Origin of the sequence: Pseudomonas hefeiensis, assembly GCF_030687835.1 — a bacterium.
Classification (GTDB): Bacteria; Pseudomonadota; Gammaproteobacteria; order Pseudomonadales; family Pseudomonadaceae; genus Aquipseudomonas; species Aquipseudomonas hefeiensis.
This window is the reverse complement of the sequence record NZ_CP117449.1, coordinates 5368236-5386850: the sequence shown is the minus strand read 5'-3', so window position 1 is coordinate 5386850 and position 18615 is coordinate 5368236. Positions and strand designations below refer to the sequence as shown.

Here is an 18615-nt window from a genome sequence, read left to right as displayed (position 1 = left end):
AGCCAAAAGGGTTGTGGCTTGGTTGGTTAGAGCGCACCCCATGCTCTGTGGTAAAGAGCAGGGTGAGGTCGGCCTTATTAGCTCGAAATTGGGTCTGTAGCTCAGTTGGTTAGAGCGCACCCCTGATAAGGGTGAGGTCGGCAGTTCGAATCTGCCCAGACCCACCAATTTTGTGTGGGAAAAGCCTGTAGAAATACGGGGCCATAGCTCAGCTGGGAGAGCGCCTGCCTTGCACGCAGGAGGTCAGCGGTTCGATCCCGCTTGGCTCCACCACTACTGCTTCGATTGTATAAAGCTTAGAAATGAGCATTCCATCGGTTCGATGGTGAATGTTGATTTCTAGTCTTTGACTAGTTCGTTCTTTAAAAATTTGGGTATGTGATAGAAAGATAGACTGGACGTTACTTTCACTGGTAACGGATCAGGCTAAGGTAAAATTTGTGAGTGCTCTTTGAGCATGCGAATTTTCGGCGAATGTCGTCTTCACAGTATAACCAGATTGCTTGGGGTTATATGGTCAAGTGAAGAAGCGCATACGGTGGATGCCTTGGCAGTCAGAGGCGATGAAAGACGTGGTAGCCTGCGAAAAGCTTCGGGGAGTCGGCAAACAGACTGTGATCCGGAGATGTCTGAATGGGGGAACCCAGCCATCATAAGATGGTTATCTTGTACTGAATACATAGGTGCAAGAGGCGAACCAGGGGAACTGAAACATCTAAGTACCCTGAGGAAAAGAAATCAACCGAGATTCCCTTAGTAGTGGCGAGCGAACGGGGACTAGCCCTTAAGTGGCTTTGAGATTAGCGGAACGCTCTGGAAAGGGCGGCCATAGTGGGTGATAGCCCTGTACGCGAAAATCTCTTAGTCATGAAATCGAGTAGGACGGAGCACGAGAAACTTTGTCTGAATATGGGGGGACCATCCTCCAAGGCTAAATACTACTGACTGACCGATAGTGAACTAGTACCGTGAGGGAAAGGCGAAAAGAACCCCGGAGAGGGGAGTGAAATAGATCCTGAAACCGTATGCGTACAAGCAGTGGGAGCCCACTTTGTTGGGTGACTGCGTACCTTTTGTATAATGGGTCAGCGACTTATTTTCAGTGGCGAGCTTAACCGAATAGGGGAGGCGTAGCGAAAGCGAGTCTTAATAGGGCGTCTAGTCGCTGGGAATAGACCCGAAACCGGGCGATCTATCCATGGGCAGGTTGAAGGTTGGGTAACACTAACTGGAGGACCGAACCGACTACCGTTGAAAAGTTAGCGGATGACCTGTGGATCGGAGTGAAAGGCTAATCAAGCTCGGAGATAGCTGGTTCTCCTCGAAAGCTATTTAGGTAGCGCCTCATGTATCACTGTAGGGGGTAGAGCACTGTTTCGGCTAGGGGGTCATCCCGACTTACCAAACCGATGCAAACTCCGAATACCTACAAGTGCCGAGCATGGGAGACACACGGCGGGTGCTAACGTCCGTCGTGAAAAGGGAAACAACCCAGACCGTCAGCTAAGGTCCCAAAGTTATGGTTAAGTGGGAAACGATGTGGGAAGGCTTAGACAGCTAGGAGGTTGGCTTAGAAGCAGCCACCCTTTAAAGAAAGCGTAATAGCTCACTAGTCGAGTCGGCCTGCGCGGAAGATGTAACGGGGCTCAAACCATACACCGAAGCTACGGGTATCACTTAGGTGATGCGGTAGAGGAGCGTTCTGTAAGCCTGTGAAGGTGAGTTGAGAAGCTTGCTGGAGGTATCAGAAGTGCGAATGCTGACATGAGTAACGACAATGGGTGTGAAAAACACCCACGCCGAAAGACCAAGGTTTCCTGCGCAACGTTAATCGACGCAGGGTTAGTCGGTCCCTAAGGCGAGGCTGAAAAGCGTAGTCGATGGAAAACAGGTTAATATTCCTGTACTTCTGGTTATTGCGATGGAGGGACGGAGAAGGCTAGGCCAGCTTGGCGTTGGTTGTCCAAGTTTAAGGTGGTAGGCTGGAATCTTAGGTAAATCCGGGATTCTAAGGCCGAGAGCTGATGACGAGTTACCCTTTGGGTGACGAAGTGGTTGATGCCATGCTTCCAAGAAAAGCTTCTAAGCTTCAGGTAACCAGGAACCGTACCCCAAACCGACACAGGTGGTTGGGTAGAGAATACCAAGGCGCTTGAGAGAACTCGGGTGAAGGAACTAGGCAAAATGGCACCGTAACTTCGGGAGAAGGTGCGCCGGTGAGGGTGAAGCACTTGCTGCGTAAGCCCACGCCGGTCGAAGATACCAGGCCGCTGCGACTGTTTATTAAAAACACAGCACTCTGCAAACACGAAAGTGGACGTATAGGGTGTGACGCCTGCCCGGTGCCGGAAGGTTAATTGATGGGGTTAGCTAACGCGAAGCTCTTGATCGAAGCCCCGGTAAACGGCGGCCGTAACTATAACGGTCCTAAGGTAGCGAAATTCCTTGTCGGGTAAGTTCCGACCTGCACGAATGGCGTAACGATGGCGGCGCTGTCTCCACCCGAGACTCAGTGAAATTGAAATCGCTGTGAAGATGCAGTGTATCCGCGGCTAGACGGAAAGACCCCGTGAACCTTTACTATAGCTTTGCACTGGACTTTGAATTTGCTTGTGTAGGAGGTGGGAGGCTTTGAAGCGTGGACGCCAGTTCGCGTGGAGCCAACCTTGAAATACCACCCTGGCAACTTTGAGGTTCTAACTCAGGTCCGTTATCCGGATCGAGGACAGTGTATGGTGGGTAGTTTGACTGGGGCGGTCTCCTCCTAAAGAGTAACGGAGGAGTACGAAGGTGCGCTCAGACCGGTCGGAAATCGGTCGTAGAGTATAAAGGCAAAAGCGCGCTTGACTGCGAGACAGACACGTCGAGCAGGTACGAAAGTAGGTCTTAGTGATCCGGTGGTTCTGTATGGAAGGGCCATCGCTCAACGGATAAAAGGTACTCCGGGGATAACAGGCTGATACCGCCCAAGAGTTCATATCGACGGCGGTGTTTGGCACCTCGATGTCGGCTCATCACATCCTGGGGCTGAAGCCGGTCCCAAGGGTATGGCTGTTCGCCATTTAAAGTGGTACGCGAGCTGGGTTTAGAACGTCGTGAGACAGTTCGGTCCCTATCTGCCGTGGACGTTTGAGATTTGAGAGGGGCTGCTCCTAGTACGAGAGGACCGGAGTGGACGAACCTCTGGTGTTCCGGTTGTCACGCCAGTGGCATTGCCGGGTAGCTATGTTCGGAAAAGATAACCGCTGAAAGCATCTAAGCGGGAAACTTGCCTCAAGATGAGATCTCACTGGGACCTTGAGTCCCCTGAAGGGCCGTCGAAGACTACGACGTTGATAGGTGGGGTGTGTAAGCGCTGTGAGGCGTTGAGCTAACCCATACTAATTGCCCGTGAGGCTTGACCATATAACACCCAAGCAATTTGTGACCCGAAAAGGCACAGATGGGTGTGTGAAGACGCTATGAACCGAAAGTTCGCACAACACACAAATCTATCGCATACCCATTCGCTGGCACGTGACCGCAAGGCACGCACCGGCTACCGAATTTCTTGACGACCATAGAGCATTGGAACCACCTGATCCCATCCCGAACTCAGCAGTGAAACGATGCATCGCCGATGGTAGTGTGGGGTTTCCCCATGTGAGAGTAGGTCATCGTCAAGATTAAATTCCGAAACCCCTATCTGCTGATGCAGGTAGGGGTTTTGTTTTGCCTGTAATAAATGTTTGCCGACGCTGGTAATAAAATTGCACAGTTATTTTCAAGCCAGCGCACTAGAATAACCTCCACCCTAGTTGAGCCAGAGCTCTTTATGCCCGATCCGTTTGACACCCCTCGGTTGTCAGATCTGCCGTTGGATGACTTGGTGGCATGCCATGAGTGCGACCTGTTGATGCGCAAGCCCCAGCTGGCTCATGGCGAAAAAGCCGAATGCCCCCGCTGTGGGTATGAGCTCTATGCTCACCGACACAACGTGGTCGAACGCAGTCTTGCCTTGGTCATTGCCGCTCTGCTGTTGTATGTGCCGGCGAACTTTTTACCCATCATGCAGCTCAATCTACTCGGGCAGTCTTCCCAGGACACCGTTTGGAGTGGCGTGGTCGGTTTGTTCAATACCGGCATGCAAGGCGTATCGGTGGTGGTCTTCCTGTGCAGCATGGGCATTCCGCTGCTTAAACTGCTTTGCCAACTGGCCGTACTGCTGACCATCCGCTGGAATATCGGCCGTAGCTACGGTTTATTGCTGTATCGCATTTATCACCATTTACGCGACTGGGGCATGCTGGAGGTTTACCTCATGGGCGTGCTGGTGGCCATCGTCAAGTTGGCAGACATGGCGGCCATTACCGTGGGGCTTGGTCTGGCGTGTTTTATCAGTTTGTTGCTGGTTCAGGTCTGGCTGGAGGTGGTGATGTCGCCGCATCAGATATGGCAAGCGTTATCAGGAGAGGATGCCCATGCGGGCGATTGATGCGGGCATTTGGATTTGTACCGAATGCCATGAGTTGAATCGGCAGGACGCTGACGTCGATACACAAACCTGTACCCGCTGCGGCGCCCTGGTTCATCCTCGTCGCCCGAACAGCTTGATGCGCACATGGGCGTTATTGGTCACCGCCGCGATTCTCTACATCCCGGCCAACATGCTGCCGATCATGACCATCAACTCGCTGGGGCAAGGTGCTCCGAGCACCATCATGGCCGGGGTCATCGAGTTGGTTCAGCACGGCATGATTCCGATTGCTGCTGTGGTGTTCATCGCCAGTATCGTCGTGCCGACCTTCAAGCTGGTGGGCATTGGCTTGTTGCTGTTTTCCGTGCAACGGCACCAGCCCATGTCTGCACGACAACGCATCCTTATGTACCGTTTTATCGAGTTCATTGGGCGCTGGTCGATGCTGGATATTTTTGTGATCGCCATTTTAGTAGCAGTGGTGAATTTTGGCCGGCTCGCCAGTGTCGAAGCCGGTCTTGGTGCAATCGCTTTTGCCAGCGTAGTGATTTTGACAATGATTGCCGCAGTAACTTTCGATCCCCGACTGATTTGGGATAACACGGAGTCGGATGACGACCATGACTGATTTGCCTACCGCTAAAACCCGACCGGCTTCGAACTGGTCCGCGATTTGGGTCTTGCCGCTGATTGCCTTGATTATTGGCGGCTGGCTCGGCTGGCGGGCTTACAACGAAACCGGCATCGAGATTAATGTGCGCTTTGAAAGCGGCGAGGGCATTCAGGTCAACAAGACTGAAGTTGTCTACAAGGGTATGCCGGTCGGCAAAGTGAAGACCCTCAAGCTCGATGACGAAGGCAACTCCAAAGGCGTGGTCGCAACCATTGAGATGAACAAGGACGTCGAGCAATACCTCAAGACCGGGACACGTTTCTGGCTGGTCAAACCGAGCGTGACCCTGGCCGGGATCACCGGCCTGGAAACCCTGGTTTCCGGTAACTACGTGGCCATCAGCCCGGGGGAGGGGGAGCCGATCCGTAAATTCAAAGCCCTGGCCGAAGAGCCGCCGCTATCGGACGCCAAGCCCGGTTTGCACCTGACCCTCAAGGCCGAGCGGCTGGGCTCGCTGAACCGTGGCAGCCCAGTGTTCTATAAACAGATCCAGGTCGGACAGGTGAAAAGCTACCTGCTATCCGAGGACCAGAGCACGGTCGAAATCAAAATTTACATCGAGCCGACTTATGCCAGTCTGGTGCGAAAACATACGCGTTTCTGGAATGCCAGCGGCATCAGCATCGATGCCAACCTGTCGGGCGTCAAAGTGCGCAGCGAATCCCTGGCGAGTATCGTGGCCGGTGGTATCGCGTTCGCCACGCCGGAGACTCGCAAAGACAGTCCGCCCACGGACCCGAGCTTGCCGTTCCGTCTTTATGAAGACTTCGACGCCGCCGCCGCCGGCATCCGCGTGAAGGTCAAGCTCAGCGACTTCGAAGGGTTACAGGCCGGTCGTACCCCGGTGATGTACAAAGGTATCCAGGTCGGCAGCCTGAAGAATCTCAAGGTCGATCCGGACCTGTCCAGCGCTACTGCTGAGTTGACCCTCGACCCACTGGCGGAGGATTACCTGGTGACCGGCACCCAGTTCTGGGTGGTCAAGCCGTCGATCTCCCTGGCGGGGATTACGGGCCTTGAGGCGCTGGTCAAAGGTAACTACATCGCCATACGTCCCGGCGACAAGGGCGGCGCGCCGCAGCGCGAATTTGAAGCCAGGCCGAAGGCACCACCGCTGGACTTGCGTTCGCCCGGGCTGCACCTGGTCCTGCTCACTGAAAACCTGGGCTCACTGGAGGTCGGCAGTCCGATTCTCTACAAACAGGTCAAGGTTGGATCGGTGCAGAGCTACCAGTTCTCCCGCAAGAAAAAGCAGTTGATCATTGGTGTGCACATCGAGAAGGAATACGAAGGTCTGGTCAACGGATCGACCCGGTTCTGGAACGCCAGTGGGATTACGCTCACGGGTGGTTTGACCGGCGGTATCCAGGTCAAGAGCGAATCCCTGCAAAGCCTGATGGCCGGCGGTATTTCTTTCGAGACACCGGAGCCCAATGTGCCGTTGAAAAGGCGCATCCCACGGTTCCGCCTGCATGCAGACCGCGAAGCCGCGCAACAGAAAGGCACAATAGTGACGATCAAGGTCGATCGCGCCGACGGTTTGCGCAGCGGTACGCCGATTCGCTTCAAAGGGCTGGATGTGGGCAAGATCGAGGACGTGGACCTCAGCGCCGACATGCAATCCATTCTGCTCACCGCACGTATCACCGAGGTGCCGGAACGTATTGCCCGGGTCGGCTCTCAGTTCTGGGTAGTCAAGCCCGAACTGGGGCTGATGAAAACCTCGAACCTGGAGACGCTGGTGACCGGGCAGTACATCGAAGTACAACCACCGGTGAAAAACCTGGGGCCGCAGAAAAATTTCGTGGCCCTCGCCAGTCCGCCGCAAAAGGTTGTCCCCGAAGCCGGCCTGAGTCTGGTGTTGAGCGCCGCTCGCCGTGGTTCGTTGAAGACCGGTGTGCCGGTGACGTATCGTGAGATTACCGTGGGTAAGGTTACCGGCTATGAATTGGGTCAGACGGCGGACCGTGTGCTGGTCCATATCCTGATCGAGCCCAAGTACGCGCCACTGGTGCGCAGCGGCACGCGGTTCTGGAATACCAGTGGCTTCGGCATGGACTTCGGGTTGTTCAAAGGCGCGACGGTGCGGACGGAGTCGCTGGAGACGCTTATCCAGGGCGGCATCGCTTTTGCCACGCCGGATGGCGAGCGGATGGGCAACCCGGCGCGACCGGAGCAGACCTTCCCGTTGTTCGATCAGTTTGAAGATGAATGGCTGACCTGGGCGCCGAAGATCAAGCTGGGCAAGTGATTGGGGGCAATCTGCCTGTTCTGACGCCATCGCGAGCTGGCTCGCTGCCACATGATACGTGTCGTACCTGAGTGCCATGAACGACGCTAAACCTGTGGAAGCGAGCCTGCTCGCGATAATCCTAAAAAGCCCACCGCAATGAAAAAGGCCGCGATCCATTGGATCGCGGCCTTTTTTGTATCCGGCTACTTACCTCAAACCGGATCCAGCTCCGGCTCGTCGGCCTGCACGTTCACGGTGGCTTTCACCGCATCGTGACGTCGGATGTATTTCCAGTCCGCCTCGTCGATGTAGATGCCGTTCGGGCCGCTGCCGCCTTCCAGGTCGATGGCGACACTGGCGCAGACTTGCGGCTTTACGCTGGCCAGGATCGGTACGAAACCCAGTTGCAGGCTGGTTTCCAGCAGCGCGGCCTGGTTTTTCTCGTCGATGTCGGCCGCTTCGTCAAGGTAGTACGGCAGACGCACGCGCCCGGCCTGTTCACGGTCCATCAGGTGCAGCAACAAGTACATGTTGGTCAGCGCCTTGATGGTCATCGTGGTGCCGTTGGACGCCGCGCCATCGATATCGGTGTGGATCACGGGCTGGCCGTTGACCTTGGTGATCTCGAAGGCCAGTTCGAACAGATCCTTGAGGCCGAGCTGGTTGTGGTTGGCCGCCACCAGCCGCGCCAGGTATTCCTTGGCCTCTTCGTTCTTGTTGTCCTGCTCGGCGCTCTGGCTGAGGTCGAACACCGACAGGGTCTCGCCTTCCTCGTACTGGCCGGCGCTGTGGATGATCTGGTCGATGTGCTTGAGCGCTTCCTTGTTGGGGGCCAGAACGATCCGGAAGCTCTGCAGGTTGGAGACCTGACGCTTGTTGATCTCGCGGTTGAACAGCGCCAGTTGGTGCTCGAGGCTGTCGTAGTCGCTGCGGATGTTGCGCAGGGTCCGGGCAATGTCAGTCACCGCTGCACGCCGTGCCTTGCCCAGGGTCAGGGCTTCGTCGGTGCGGTGGGCATAGGCGTTGATCAACAGTTGGAGGCGGCGCTCCATGTCGTCTTCGCTGTCGAACTTGGCCACGCCCTTGAGGCGTACCTGGGCGTACAGCGCTTCGATCTGGCCATCGACCCGCAACAGGCCCTGCCAGCTGTCCTGATAGTCATTGAGCAGCGGCAGCAGGTTATCCATGGAGTCGTCGACCGGGTCCATGAATGGCGTGCCAAACGGTAGGTCCGCCGGCAACAATTGACGACGGCGCAGGGCATCGTCGAGGGTGCGTTGCTTGGCTTCCATGTCGGCGATCTGCCGGCCCACCAGTTGCAACTTGGCGGACAACTGCTGGACACGTTCGGTGAAGGCATCACTGGAGCGCTTGAGTTCGTCCTGGGCGGCTTCCATCTGCGCCAGTTGCTCGAGCTTCTCGCCTTCCTCTGCACTCAGGGTCTGGCTGCGACGGAAGTCTTCCAGGGCTTTCTGCGCATCCAGGACCTGCTGGTACAGCGCCTCGGTCTGGGTCTTGCTCGCGGCCCGGTCGGCGGCCACCGCTTGCTGGGTCTTGAGCTGCTTGAGTTCTTTTTCCAGCCGTTCTTTCTGGTCCCGCAGCGCGGCGCGGTCGGCCAGGGCTTGCAGGGCCGGCGGTTCGATGTGGGACAGGTCAATGGACAGGCCCGGTACTTCGAAACGCTCACCTTTGAAGCCGTCGAGGATCAGTTCCATGGATTTGACCCAATCGCCGTTCTCGTCCAGCGCGATGCCATGCTCGCCCAGCGGCAGGCTGAACAGGGCGCTGTTGAACAGGCGCATCAGGCGTTCGACGTCCTGCTGCGAGAACTCTTCCCGCAGGCGGGCGTAGCTGTTGTTGTCGGCGTGATCGAGTTGCTGCTTGACCGACTTCAGGCGTTTTTCCAGATCCCGCAGGCGCTCATCCAGGTCTTCGGCGCTGAACTGCCGGGACTGGGCCAGGGCGCCGGCCAGTTCGTCGTGGGCGTCCTTGGCCGCGAGCAGTTGCTGCTCCAGGACCTTGACGTCATCGACCAGAGCAAAACGATGCTTGAGCACCGACAGTTCGCCGAGCCAGCGCTGGATGCCGCTGATTTCGCGTTCCAGTCGCATCAGTTCCTGGGTGCCGCCGCGTTGGTCGTTCTGCAGCGAATCCTGCTCGTTGCGGTAGTGTTCGGCCTGAATGGTCAGCTCTTCCTTGCGCGCACTGGCGTAGTCCGACCAAGTGCCCAGCAGCGAGTCGAGCAGAGGCGACAGGCGATGCAGTTTGCCGCGCAGTACATCGCGCTGCTTCACGCCATTGGCCAGGGCTTCCACCAACGGCCCGGCGGCCACCAGGGAGTTGTAGTCCTGTTCCATGCGTCGTACATCGCGGAAGGCTTCTTCGCACGCGGCGATGTAATCCACGCTACCGGAACGCAGGCTGTGCTCGAAGGCATCGAGGAACAGTTGCTTGAGCTTGGCCGCAGTGATTTCGCGCATGTGCAGCAGGTTGATAAACAGTGCGCGGAAGGTCTTGAGGCTTTGCTCGCTGGTGGACCGCAGCGGGATCAGCGTCAAGTCCAGCGGGATCGAGGTGTGGCCACCCACCAGCAGGCGTCGCAGTTCATCAGGCTTGAGTTCGTAGGCTTTGAGGCCTTCACGCTCCAGGTTGGTGAACAGCTCTTTCTGACGCAGGCAGGTGTCGTCTTTCTGATAATGGGCCAGGTCCAGCTTGCCGGCGTAGGCAAAAAACTGGTGGCCGAAACCGCCGCCGGGGCCGCGTCCGACCACACCGATCACGTGCGGGCCGTGGGGCAGGGCGACCTCCACCAGGATATAGCTGGTGTCCGAGGCAAAGTAGAACCGCCGGGATTGCTCCAGGCTGTACTTACCGAAGCTCATGTCCGACATGCGCGCCAGGATCGGGAACTGCAAGGCGTTGATCGACGCGGATTTACCGAGGTTATTGGCGCCGTATACCGACAGCGGTTCTTCCAGCGGGAACAGACCCAGGCTGTAACCGGCGGTGTTTAAAAGGGCAAAGCGGCGGATGCCGTAGCGTTCCTTGCTCATGCGTCGGTCTCCTGTTCTTCGGCAATGGCGCGGGCCAGTGCGTCTTCTTCGCTCTCAGCGTCAAAGGGGCTGAGGTCCAGCGGATCATCGGTTTGCAGCAGTTTCTCGTCGCTGTCTTCGTCGATCAGCACCGGCACGGGCAACGGCAGCACGCTGTGCAGGCTGGCGGCCAGGTCGCGGTCCTGCTGGACCGACAGGCAGACGTCGAGGAAACGGTGCATCGGCGGCAGGAAGCGGTACACACCGTTCTCTTCGCTGGCAAAACCCAGTTGGGTCATGCGGCGCATGATTTTTTCTTCCAGCTCTTCCTGGGTCTGCACTTCGGCCTGAAGGAACAGGTCGCGATACTTTTCCAAAAGCGAGGGCAACTCATCGCGACCCAGGCTACCACCGTCGAGCACGGCAATCGGGTCGCGGCCCTGGTCGGCCAGGTGCTCGACGAGGATGAAGGTAAACAGCGCCAGGCGCTGGGCGGTCTTGTTCACCGCGGCGGCAGCCAGGTCCGGCACAAAATAGTAGAAGCCTCGGGTGTCACACACCAGCTCAAAACCCAGTGCCTTGAACAGCGTGCGGTACTGGTCCTGGAAGTTCGACAGTTGCGCATACAGCTCCGGGTCGCGGCGGCTGACGTGGTAACCCTTGAACAGCTCGCGAAAAATCGGCGCCAGTTGGGACAGTTCGGATAGATCAAGATGCATGGGGGATGCTCGCAGAATCCTCGGCGGCGGTGTCGCGGGCCGAGAGCAGGGCGAAGGAGCGCAGGCTGACCTGATGCTCGTGAGTGTGGTAGTCGCGGCGTTCCAGACGCTCGCGCTTGAAACGTTTTTCCCGCGACAGGCGCGAGAACCAGTACAGCAATTCGTCGGTGGCGCCGTCCGGTTCCTGCTCCAGCAACCAGGTCATCAGGTCCGGCATTGGCAGCGCATCTTCGCAACGCTCGACCATCTCGCGCACGGTGCGTGGCGCGCGCGGCGCCTCGCCGCTCTTGTGGGTCTTGTGGGACTTGGGGAAGCGCGCCGGTTTCGGTTCGAAACGGGCCAGCGCATAGACGTAGGCTTCGACCTGACTGGCGCTGCCCAGGAAGGTGCTCTGCGGCCGCGTGAACAGCGGCATGGCGGCTTGCGGCACGGCGTCGATGCCTTTACGGCGAATGGCGGCCAGGGCCAGGGCCGCGCCACGAGTCACGGCGTTGTGGCGGCGAGCCTCTTCGCGCAGTGGCAGCAACAGCTCACGGGCATGGCGCAGGGTCAGTTGGGCGCTGGTCTGCATTTCGAGGATGCGTGCGTGGGTGCGCAGCAACATGTCGTCGTCCACCAGGTGACCGAGGCGCTGCTGTTCGGTGAGCATGCGCAATAACACGTTCTCGACCTTGCGCACGCCTTGCTCGAACGCGCCGTCGGCGTTCACCAACTGGATCATCGGTTCGACGTATTCATCCCAGGTCGCCAGCACTTCAGCGTAGCGCTGGCGCAACGGAATCTGCCGGTCGCTGGTCTTGGCCCGTTCGGCCACTGCTACCAGTGCCTGTTCGTCGTTGGCGAGTTTCTTGAGTACGTCCCGTACGCGCATGTCCAGCAGGCGCAACTGGCGGGCCAGGTCGTTGCCGTCGCGTATGTCGAACGCGTCCTGGATGTAGCCGGCCAGGCGCTCGAGGTGGCGCAGGTAGGCTTCGATTTCCAGGCACAGGCCGAGGCGGTGTTCGCGGCGCAGGTAGGCGAGGAAGTCATGGATCTGGGCGTTGAGCTCGAAACGGTTCGGGCTTTTTGCCACCGGTACGAGGATGTCCAGGCGGATCCACACGTCCAGCAGGCTGGTGATGTCCTGGGGCGTACTGTCCAGTTGTTGGGCGGCCAGTTGTGAACGCAATTCGTTGAGGCTCAGGGTGCCCTGGTCGAAGTGCTCGCACAAAGGTTCCAGCAATGCCCAGTGTTCAGCGAGGGCGCGCAAGACGCGCTTGGGTTCGATCATCGCAATGGCCGTCGGGTTGGCAATTAAAAGGGGCGATTGTACTGCATCAGGCCGGTTGCGATTCACCCCTGAGACGGACTGTCGGTTGAATCGCTCAACTATTGATTCAACAGGGAAGCGATCTGCCTCGAAGGGCGGTAGAATCCCTTCCACTTTCAGTTATCCACAAGTGGCCGACCCTTGCTTATCGAGTCCCGCCGCCGCGCCTATCTGACCGCCATGCAGGTGGTCAACTGGCTGCCGCGTACCGAATTGCCGTTCGCCGCCCCGTCGCGGCCCGAGCTGCTGGAAACGCCCGAGCCGATGGATATCGAGCCGGTCGTGACCGCGCCCGTGGCCAGGACGGTTGCCGAGCCGATGGCGCCCGTGGTCGAACGGCCGAAGGTCGAGGTTCCGCGCCCGAGCCTGGCCTCGACCCGCACCAACGCCAAGCCGGTGGAAGAGATTGTCGAGGCGCCACCCAAGGCACCCTACGTCGCACCGCCGCGTTTCGCGCTGCAATTGCTGCGGGCCGGGCGTTGCCTGCTACTGGTGGAATTGCCCACGGGCGAACCGTTTCAAAGCCGCGATCCGGCGTATCTGTTGCTCAAGGACATGTTGCGCGCCGCCGGCCTGCCGGACAGCCCGCAGATCATTGGCGAGCCGGTGCGCTGGCCGCTGTTGTCACGCGGCACCATGGACCAGGGGCCGGAAGCGGCGCGGGATTTTGTCCAGGGTTTTGTCTCGGCGCGACTCGAGGATGAGCCCTGCGTGTGCCTGTGGCTGATCGGCTTGCCGGCGGTGAAGTTTGCTGGCGAGGTGGACGCGCAAGCGTTCAATCGCGAGTTGCAGGTCGAAGGCCTGGGCTCGGCCTGGGCGTTGCCCGGCCTGGAATTGTTAATGGAGACGCCACAGCGCAAGGCTGATGTCTGGCAAGCCATGCGCCGGCTGATGGCGCGCTGGAAAGAATCGAATGAGTGACGCTGTATCGTTCCGCCCGATGACCGAGGCGGACCTCGACGCTGTACTGAAAATCGAATATGCGGCCTACAGCCACCCCTGGACCCGCGGGATATTTCTCGACGGGCTGGGCAAATACCAGATCTGGCTGATGTTCGAAGGCCAGCAGCAAGTGGGTCACGGTGTGGTGCAAATCATTCTGGATGAGGCGCACCTGCTCAACATCACCGTCAAGCCGGAAAACCAGGGCCGTGGCTTGGGTTTGCGGCTGTTGGAGCACCTGATGTCGATTGCCTACAAGGCCGAGGCTCGGGAGTGCTTCCTGGAAGTGCGTGACAGCAACCGCACGGCGTTCCGGCTGTATGAGCGCTATGGTTTCAATGAAATTGGCCGACGGCGCGATTATTACCCTGCGGTGGGCGGGCGCGAAGATGCGGTGGTCATGGCCTGTACTTTGGTGGATTGAACACCACGACCCCCGGTGGGAGCGGGCTTGCTCGCGAAGGCGGCGGCACATTCACAACAGATGCAAGCTGACCCACCGCTTTCGCGAGCAAGCCCGCTCCCACAGGGGATCTGCGGTTAACCCGGATCCTGCGACCAGCCCAATACCCATGTGGGAGCGAGCCTGCTCGCGATGGCGACAGCACATTCAAAACCTTGATGCAAGCTGACCCAACGCTATCGGCGCTTACCGCTTGCCATCCAGCGGATCGATATCGGCCATTTCCGCTTCATCCAGCCCGTCACCCCCACCAATATCATCTTCATCCACCACGCTCAGATCCCAGTCGGCCTGCTCGTCGTCGCCGGCCTCATGGGCGTCCCGGGCGCCGTCTTCGCGAATGAGCGTTTCCGGGCTCATGTCGTCGTCGGTGGATTCGTGATCATCCGTCGAAGCCCCTGTCAGCCCGGCCTCACGCACGCGTTCACGTGGCATCAATTGCTCGCGTTCGTTTTCCGGCAGTTCGTCGCCGATCTTCGCGCTGGGCTCTTGTTCGTCGAATTCCAGCTCATGCATCGAGCCCATGCGGTCTTCATTATCGTCGATGGGTTCCGGTTGCACCGCGTCGAAAGGACGTCGTGAATCATTCATGGCAATTCCTCATACTGTGGGGCTTACTGGGTGGACCCACAGCCGTGGCGAGAATTCCAACGGCATTATGGACGTGACCTCGACGGGCGGTCGTCTGTCAAAGTTGCGCACTATTCTCGAGGGCTAGATAGCATGAACGAATTACAAGATCTGATTGATAACAACGCACGCTGGGCCGATGCGATCAAGCAGGAAGATCCTGACTTCTTTTCCAAGCTGGCCCGTCAGCAAACGCCTGAGTATCTGTGGATCGGCTGTTCCGATGCGCGGGTGCCGGCCAACGAGATCGTCGGCATGCTGCCCGGTGATCTGTTCGTGCACCGTAACGTGGCCAACGTGGTGCTGCACACTGACCTCAACTGCCTGTCGGTGATTCAGTACGCGGTGGACGTGCTCAAGGTCAAACATATCCTGGTCACCGGCCATTACGGCTGTGGCGGCGTGCGTGCCTCGATGCAGGACCGTCAACTGGGCCTGATCGATGGCTGGCTGCGCTCGATTCGCGACCTGTACTACGAGCATCGCGAAGCGTTGGGCCAATTGCCGACCGAAGAAGAGCGCGTGGATCGCTTGTGCGAGCTCAACGTGATCCAGCAGGTGGCCAACGTCGGCCACACCAGCATTGTGCAGAACGCTTGGCATCGCGGGCAGAAATTGTCGATCCATGGCTGCATCTACGGGATCAAGGATGGTCGCTGGAAAAGCCTGGACACTACGATCAGCGGTTTCGAGCAGTTGCCGCCGCAGTATCGGCTGCGTCCGGTCGACGCGCCCTGATTCGGCTCATTCAGTCGCGATGACAGCGGCGACGCCAGTGCCGCAGGAATTTCATCCCTCGCTCGTTGGGCGGTTCGTCATAGCCGGTGATCCAGCCATGACAGTTGGACGAACCGCACCGGCAGGCGAACTGTCGATACAATTTCTGTTCGGTACTGGCGTAATCCATCGTCAGGCAGTCACCTGCCTCGATGCTGGTCAGCGCCCATAACCACAGTTCGCTCATGTCCAGGAAGACATTCGGGCTGCAAGAGTGCTGCAGCAATCCGGCGAAGCGCGGGTCATACATGTGGATGTCCGGCAGGATCTGCAGTGTATGCAGGCGTCGTCGGTTCACGATCAGCCCTGATACCCTGCACATCCTTTCCAGCGGGGCAAACCGCTTGCGGGCGACGATGCCATTGCCGCGGCCGTTAGTCGTCTGGCGTACTTCGAAATCGTGCCTGGATGGATAACCCATGCGCGTGCTGAGTTGTTTCTCGGGGTAGATGCCGTCCCGGTTCGGTGAGAAAGCGCTGTCTGCAAGGAAGGTGGTCATGACGGTCCCTGTCGCGTAGGACGCTCAGCCTTCTGGCGCTGGCGATCCTGCCAGCGGTCGTTGAAACCTGCCTAGCTTCGCGCAACCTTGAAACGACATCTACTGTCGACTCTGACAGGAGCCAAAGGCGCTTTCCCGCGTGAGCGCAGGCTTACGCAGGAAAGCCCTTGGGGGTTACACCGCGTCAGGCAGCGGTGGCATGGGGACTTTCAATTGCTGGAGTTGTGATTTGATCTCCGGTACCGCGCATTTTTTCGCCGCTTCGTCCGCAGACAGCTTGCGGATCGAGGTATAGAACAGCTCACAGGTTTCTTCCTTTTGCGTGACCTGCCAGGTCTGTGTGCATTGGTTTAATTGCGCACTCGGATCGGTGCCCGGTTTGCTGCCCATGCCGGCTTGCCAGCACGCAGCGCTCAGGTCCTGGCCCATGACTTTCAAACCTGCCGCATCCGCCTTGGCCTGGTCACCGTCGTAGCTGTCAGGATCGGCGGCATACCAGATGTAGCTCGGGTGATTGGAGCCCAGGACCGGAACCTTGACGCCGCTGCCGGTTGTGATGGTCGCCAGGCCGAGTACATTCACGGTTGGGCCGTACTGGGTCTTGATCCAGTCCCGAACGGGCGCTCCAAAGGCCACCATCGGCAATGCGGCGCCGCTGGCGGTTTGGGTGACCTGCGTGACCATGGTGGTCTGGTAGTCGTTGAAGTAGCTGTAGAGCCCCGCCAGTGTGCTGCCGGCGTTGGAAGGCGCCGCGATGGGCGCGATGTCGATGATGGTCTGGTAGGCCGGCGTCTGTTCAACCGCGATTCCGTTGACGGTCAGCAGCGTGGCCCAACGGTCGGTGGTGGCCGACTCCAGATAGTCTTGGGCCTGGGTCAGGGAGTAGTCCGGCGGGAAGTGCAGCAACTCGACACTCTTGCGGTTTTCCAGAGCCATGCCCAGCGGTAGGAACAAGTACCAGTCGTAGGCCCATTTGTTATCGCTGTTGAGTTTGGTGGCGCCTTTGTACGCAAGGTCACCGGCGTCGAGCAGGGCCTTGAGTGGTTGGCCGTAGCTCTTCGGTACCCCGCTGATGCTGGCATAGACCTTGTCGTTATCGATTTTGACGTGGACCTTGGCCGTGCCGTAGCCGTCGCGCTGCACGCTTTGGCTCAGGTAGTGCTCGACGGTCTGTTCCAGGGTCCAGTCGCGAAAGCAGATGACGTTGCAGTTGTTGGGGTAGGCAAAGAGACGGGTGACGCGTTCGGTGCTACCCAGTTGTACGTCTATGTCGGCGGCGTGGGCGGCGGCACTGAAGGCCAGGGTGGCAAGAGAAAGTACGGCGAGTTTGGACATGCTCAGATCCTTTTCAGCGTGTGGACCCCTCGAACAGGGTGTAGCCATACTGAAACAGACCGGGGCGAAGAAAAAGTGGGCCGACGAAAATATCGGCCCTTTTTTATGGCTTTATGGCATCACGGGTGGCAGATAAGACAATGTCGTCCCCAGCGCCCACAGCAGCACTAGTACCAATGGTGTGTGAACCAGGAGTTGCACGAAGGAAAAACCGATCAGGTCCCTGGCCTTGAGCCCCAACACCCCCAGCAGCGGCAACATGTAGAACGGGTTGATCAGGTTCGGCAGCGCTTCGGCGGCGTTATAGATCTGTACCGCCCAGCCCAGGTGATAGTTCAGGTCGTTGGCCACCTGCATGACGTAGGGGGCTTCGATGATCCATTTGCCGCCCCCCGATGGAATGAAAAAGCCCAGTACCGCCGAGTAGACACCCATCAACAGGGCGTAGGTGTCGTGGGACGCGATCTGTACGAAAAAGGTGGATATGTGATGGGCGAGCGTCTGGGCGTCGCTGCCCTTGACCGTGGTCAGCAGGGCGGCAATCGAGCCGTACAGCGGGAACTGGATCAACACACCGGTGGTGGTCGGCACCGCGCGCGCCACGGCATCGAGAAAACTGCGTGGCCGCCAATGCAGCAATGCGCCGAGCATCAGGAACAGGAAATTGTAGGTGTTGAGACCGGAGATGGCGTTTATCGCAGGTTTGGTCGAGAACTCGTGGAACAACCAGCCTGCGGCCAGCAGCGCCAGGGCGATGGTCAGCAGAGGGCTATGCTCCAGCCATTCCCCGGGACGGGTGCGAGGCTGCAAGGCCGGCATGCTGAAGCTGGGATCGATTCCGCAGGCGGCGGCGTCACGGGCACTGTTCGGGCCGGGAGCGGTGGCATAGGCCACGATGATCGAGATGACGATCAGCGCCAGTAACATCACCCCGGACTGCCAGAGAAAAATGGTCTGGGTGAACGGAATGACCCCGGTGATCGACAGGATCGACGCAGGCAGGCTGGCCGGGTTGGCCTGCAATTGCGCCGCCGACGAAGACAAACCCAGTGCCCAAACCGCACCCAGGCCCAGGTAAGCGGCGGCGCCGGCGGCGCGATAGTCCATCTTCAAATCGGTGCGACGGGCGAGGGCGCGTACCAGTAAACCGCCAAATACCAGGGAAAGACCCCAGTTGAGCAGCGAGGCGACCATGGAAATCAGCGCGACCCAGGCTACCGCGGAGCGGCCGTTCTTCGGGATGCGTGCCAGGCGATCGATCAATTTGACCGCGGGCGGCGAGCTGGCGACCACGTAACCGCCGATCACCACGAAAGCCATTTGCATGGTGAACGGTATCAGGCTCCAGAAGCCATCGCCGAACGCCATGGCGGCGTCCGTGGGTTTGGCGCCGATGAACAGGGTCGCCACCGCTACTACCAATACCGCCAATGCGGCAAATACCCAGGAGTCAGGGAACCAGCGCTCGGCAAAACTGGAACAGCGCAAGGCGAAGCGGGCGGAACGGCTGTCTTGAATGTCGGTGGTCACGGCAATTACCTCGGTTT

13 protein-coding genes, 2 tRNA genes and 2 rRNA genes are annotated in these 18615 nt (G+C 58.7%); 10 read left to right on the top strand and 7 right to left on the bottom strand.

Features of this window, described 5'->3' with window-relative positions:
* The first annotated feature begins 90 nt into the window (after positions 1-90).
* The 7 genes from PSH57_RS24265 to PSH57_RS24235 all read left to right on the top strand — a co-directional run bounded on the left by PSH57_RS24265 (position 91) and on the right by PSH57_RS24235 (position 7380).
* Positions 91-167: transfer RNA gene (locus PSH57_RS24265), tRNA-Ile, on the top strand.
* A gap of 30 nt (positions 168-197) precedes the next feature.
* A tRNA-Ala gene (locus PSH57_RS24260) sits at positions 198-273 on the top strand.
* Positions 274-515: 242 nt separating this feature from the next.
* Positions 516-3405, top strand: a 23S ribosomal RNA gene (locus PSH57_RS24255).
* Between the two features lie 144 nt (positions 3406-3549).
* Positions 3550-3665, top strand: a 5S ribosomal RNA gene (gene rrf, locus PSH57_RS24250).
* Between the two features lie 149 nt (positions 3666-3814).
* Positions 3815-4474: a paraquat-inducible protein A gene (locus tag PSH57_RS24245; RefSeq protein WP_305416158.1), complete on the top strand. Its 660-nt coding sequence runs from the start codon at positions 3815-3817 to the stop codon at positions 4472-4474.
* Positions 4461-5084: a paraquat-inducible protein A gene (locus PSH57_RS24240; protein ID WP_305385905.1), complete on the top strand. Its 624-nt coding sequence runs from the start codon at positions 4461-4463 to the stop codon at positions 5082-5084. The genes PSH57_RS24245 and PSH57_RS24240 overlap by 14 nt, the downstream gene beginning before the upstream one ends.
* The gene (locus PSH57_RS24235; protein ID WP_305385904.1) at positions 5077-7380 is read left to right on the top strand and encodes a PqiB family protein; all 2304 of its coding nucleotides are present in this window, start codon (positions 5077-5079) and stop codon (positions 7378-7380) included. The genes PSH57_RS24240 and PSH57_RS24235 overlap by 8 nt, the downstream gene beginning before the upstream one ends.
* A gap of 194 nt (positions 7381-7574) precedes the next feature.
* Here PSH57_RS24235 and mksF read toward each other — a convergent pair whose 3' ends face one another.
* From mksF to mksB, 3 genes are read right to left on the bottom strand one after another with little or no spacing between them, the layout of a single operon-like run.
* Positions 7575-10415 carry an Mks condensin complex protein MksF gene (mksF, locus tag PSH57_RS24230; protein ID WP_305385903.1) on the bottom strand — a complete coding sequence of 947 codons (2841 nt, stop codon included), beginning with the start codon at positions 10413-10415 and terminating at the stop codon, positions 7575-7577.
* Entirely contained in the window at positions 10412-11113 is a 702-nt protein-coding gene (gene mksE, locus PSH57_RS24225) for an Mks condensin complex protein MksE (protein ID WP_256230969.1), read from the bottom strand. Before mksE ends, mksF begins: the two co-directional genes overlap by 4 nt.
* A complete protein-coding gene (gene mksB, locus PSH57_RS24220; protein ID WP_305385902.1) occupies positions 11103-12383 on the bottom strand; it encodes an Mks condensin complex protein MksB in 1281 nt (426 codons plus the stop codon). Before mksB ends, mksE begins: the two co-directional genes overlap by 11 nt.
* A 180-nt stretch (positions 12384-12563) precedes the next feature.
* On the opposite strand from mksB, the gene PSH57_RS24215 reads away from it, so the two are divergent.
* The gene (locus PSH57_RS24215) at positions 12564-13343 is read left to right on the top strand and encodes an energy transducer TonB (protein WP_305385901.1); all 780 of its coding nucleotides are present in this window, start codon (positions 12564-12566) and stop codon (positions 13341-13343) included.
* Positions 13336-13788 carry a ribosomal protein S18-alanine N-acetyltransferase gene (gene rimI / locus PSH57_RS24210; protein WP_003205585.1) on the top strand — a complete coding sequence of 151 codons (453 nt, stop codon included), beginning with the start codon at positions 13336-13338 and terminating at the stop codon, positions 13786-13788. The genes PSH57_RS24215 and rimI overlap by 8 nt, the downstream gene beginning before the upstream one ends.
* 225 nt (positions 13789-14013) lie before the next feature.
* Here rimI and PSH57_RS24205 read toward each other — a convergent pair whose 3' ends face one another.
* Positions 14014-14418, bottom strand: a complete 405-nt coding sequence (locus PSH57_RS24205) for a serine kinase/phosphatase (RefSeq protein WP_256230966.1) — start codon at positions 14416-14418, stop codon at positions 14014-14016.
* Positions 14419-14550: 132 nt separating this feature from the next.
* On the opposite strand from PSH57_RS24205, the gene can reads away from it, so the two are divergent.
* Positions 14551-15195, top strand: coding sequence for a carbonate dehydratase (can, locus tag PSH57_RS24200; protein WP_003205581.1), 645 nt, complete (start codon positions 14551-14553; stop codon positions 15193-15195).
* 10 nt (positions 15196-15205) lie between these two features.
* Here can and PSH57_RS24195 read toward each other — a convergent pair whose 3' ends face one another.
* The 3 genes from PSH57_RS24195 to PSH57_RS24185 all read right to left on the bottom strand — a co-directional run bounded on the left by PSH57_RS24195 (position 15206) and on the right by PSH57_RS24185 (position 18598).
* Positions 15206-15733, bottom strand: a complete 528-nt coding sequence (locus PSH57_RS24195) for an SET domain-containing protein (protein WP_305385900.1) — start codon at positions 15731-15733, stop codon at positions 15206-15208.
* 174 nt (positions 15734-15907) lie between these two features.
* Complete coding sequence (locus tag PSH57_RS24190; protein WP_305385899.1) at positions 15908-17068, bottom strand: hypothetical protein; 1161 nt, start codon at positions 17066-17068, stop codon at positions 15908-15910.
* Positions 17069-17179: 111 nt separating this feature from the next.
* Positions 17180-18598, bottom strand: coding sequence for a short-chain fatty acid transporter (locus PSH57_RS24185; protein WP_305385898.1), 1419 nt, complete (start codon positions 18596-18598; stop codon positions 17180-17182).
* Between the last annotated feature and the right edge of the window lie 17 nt (positions 18599-18615).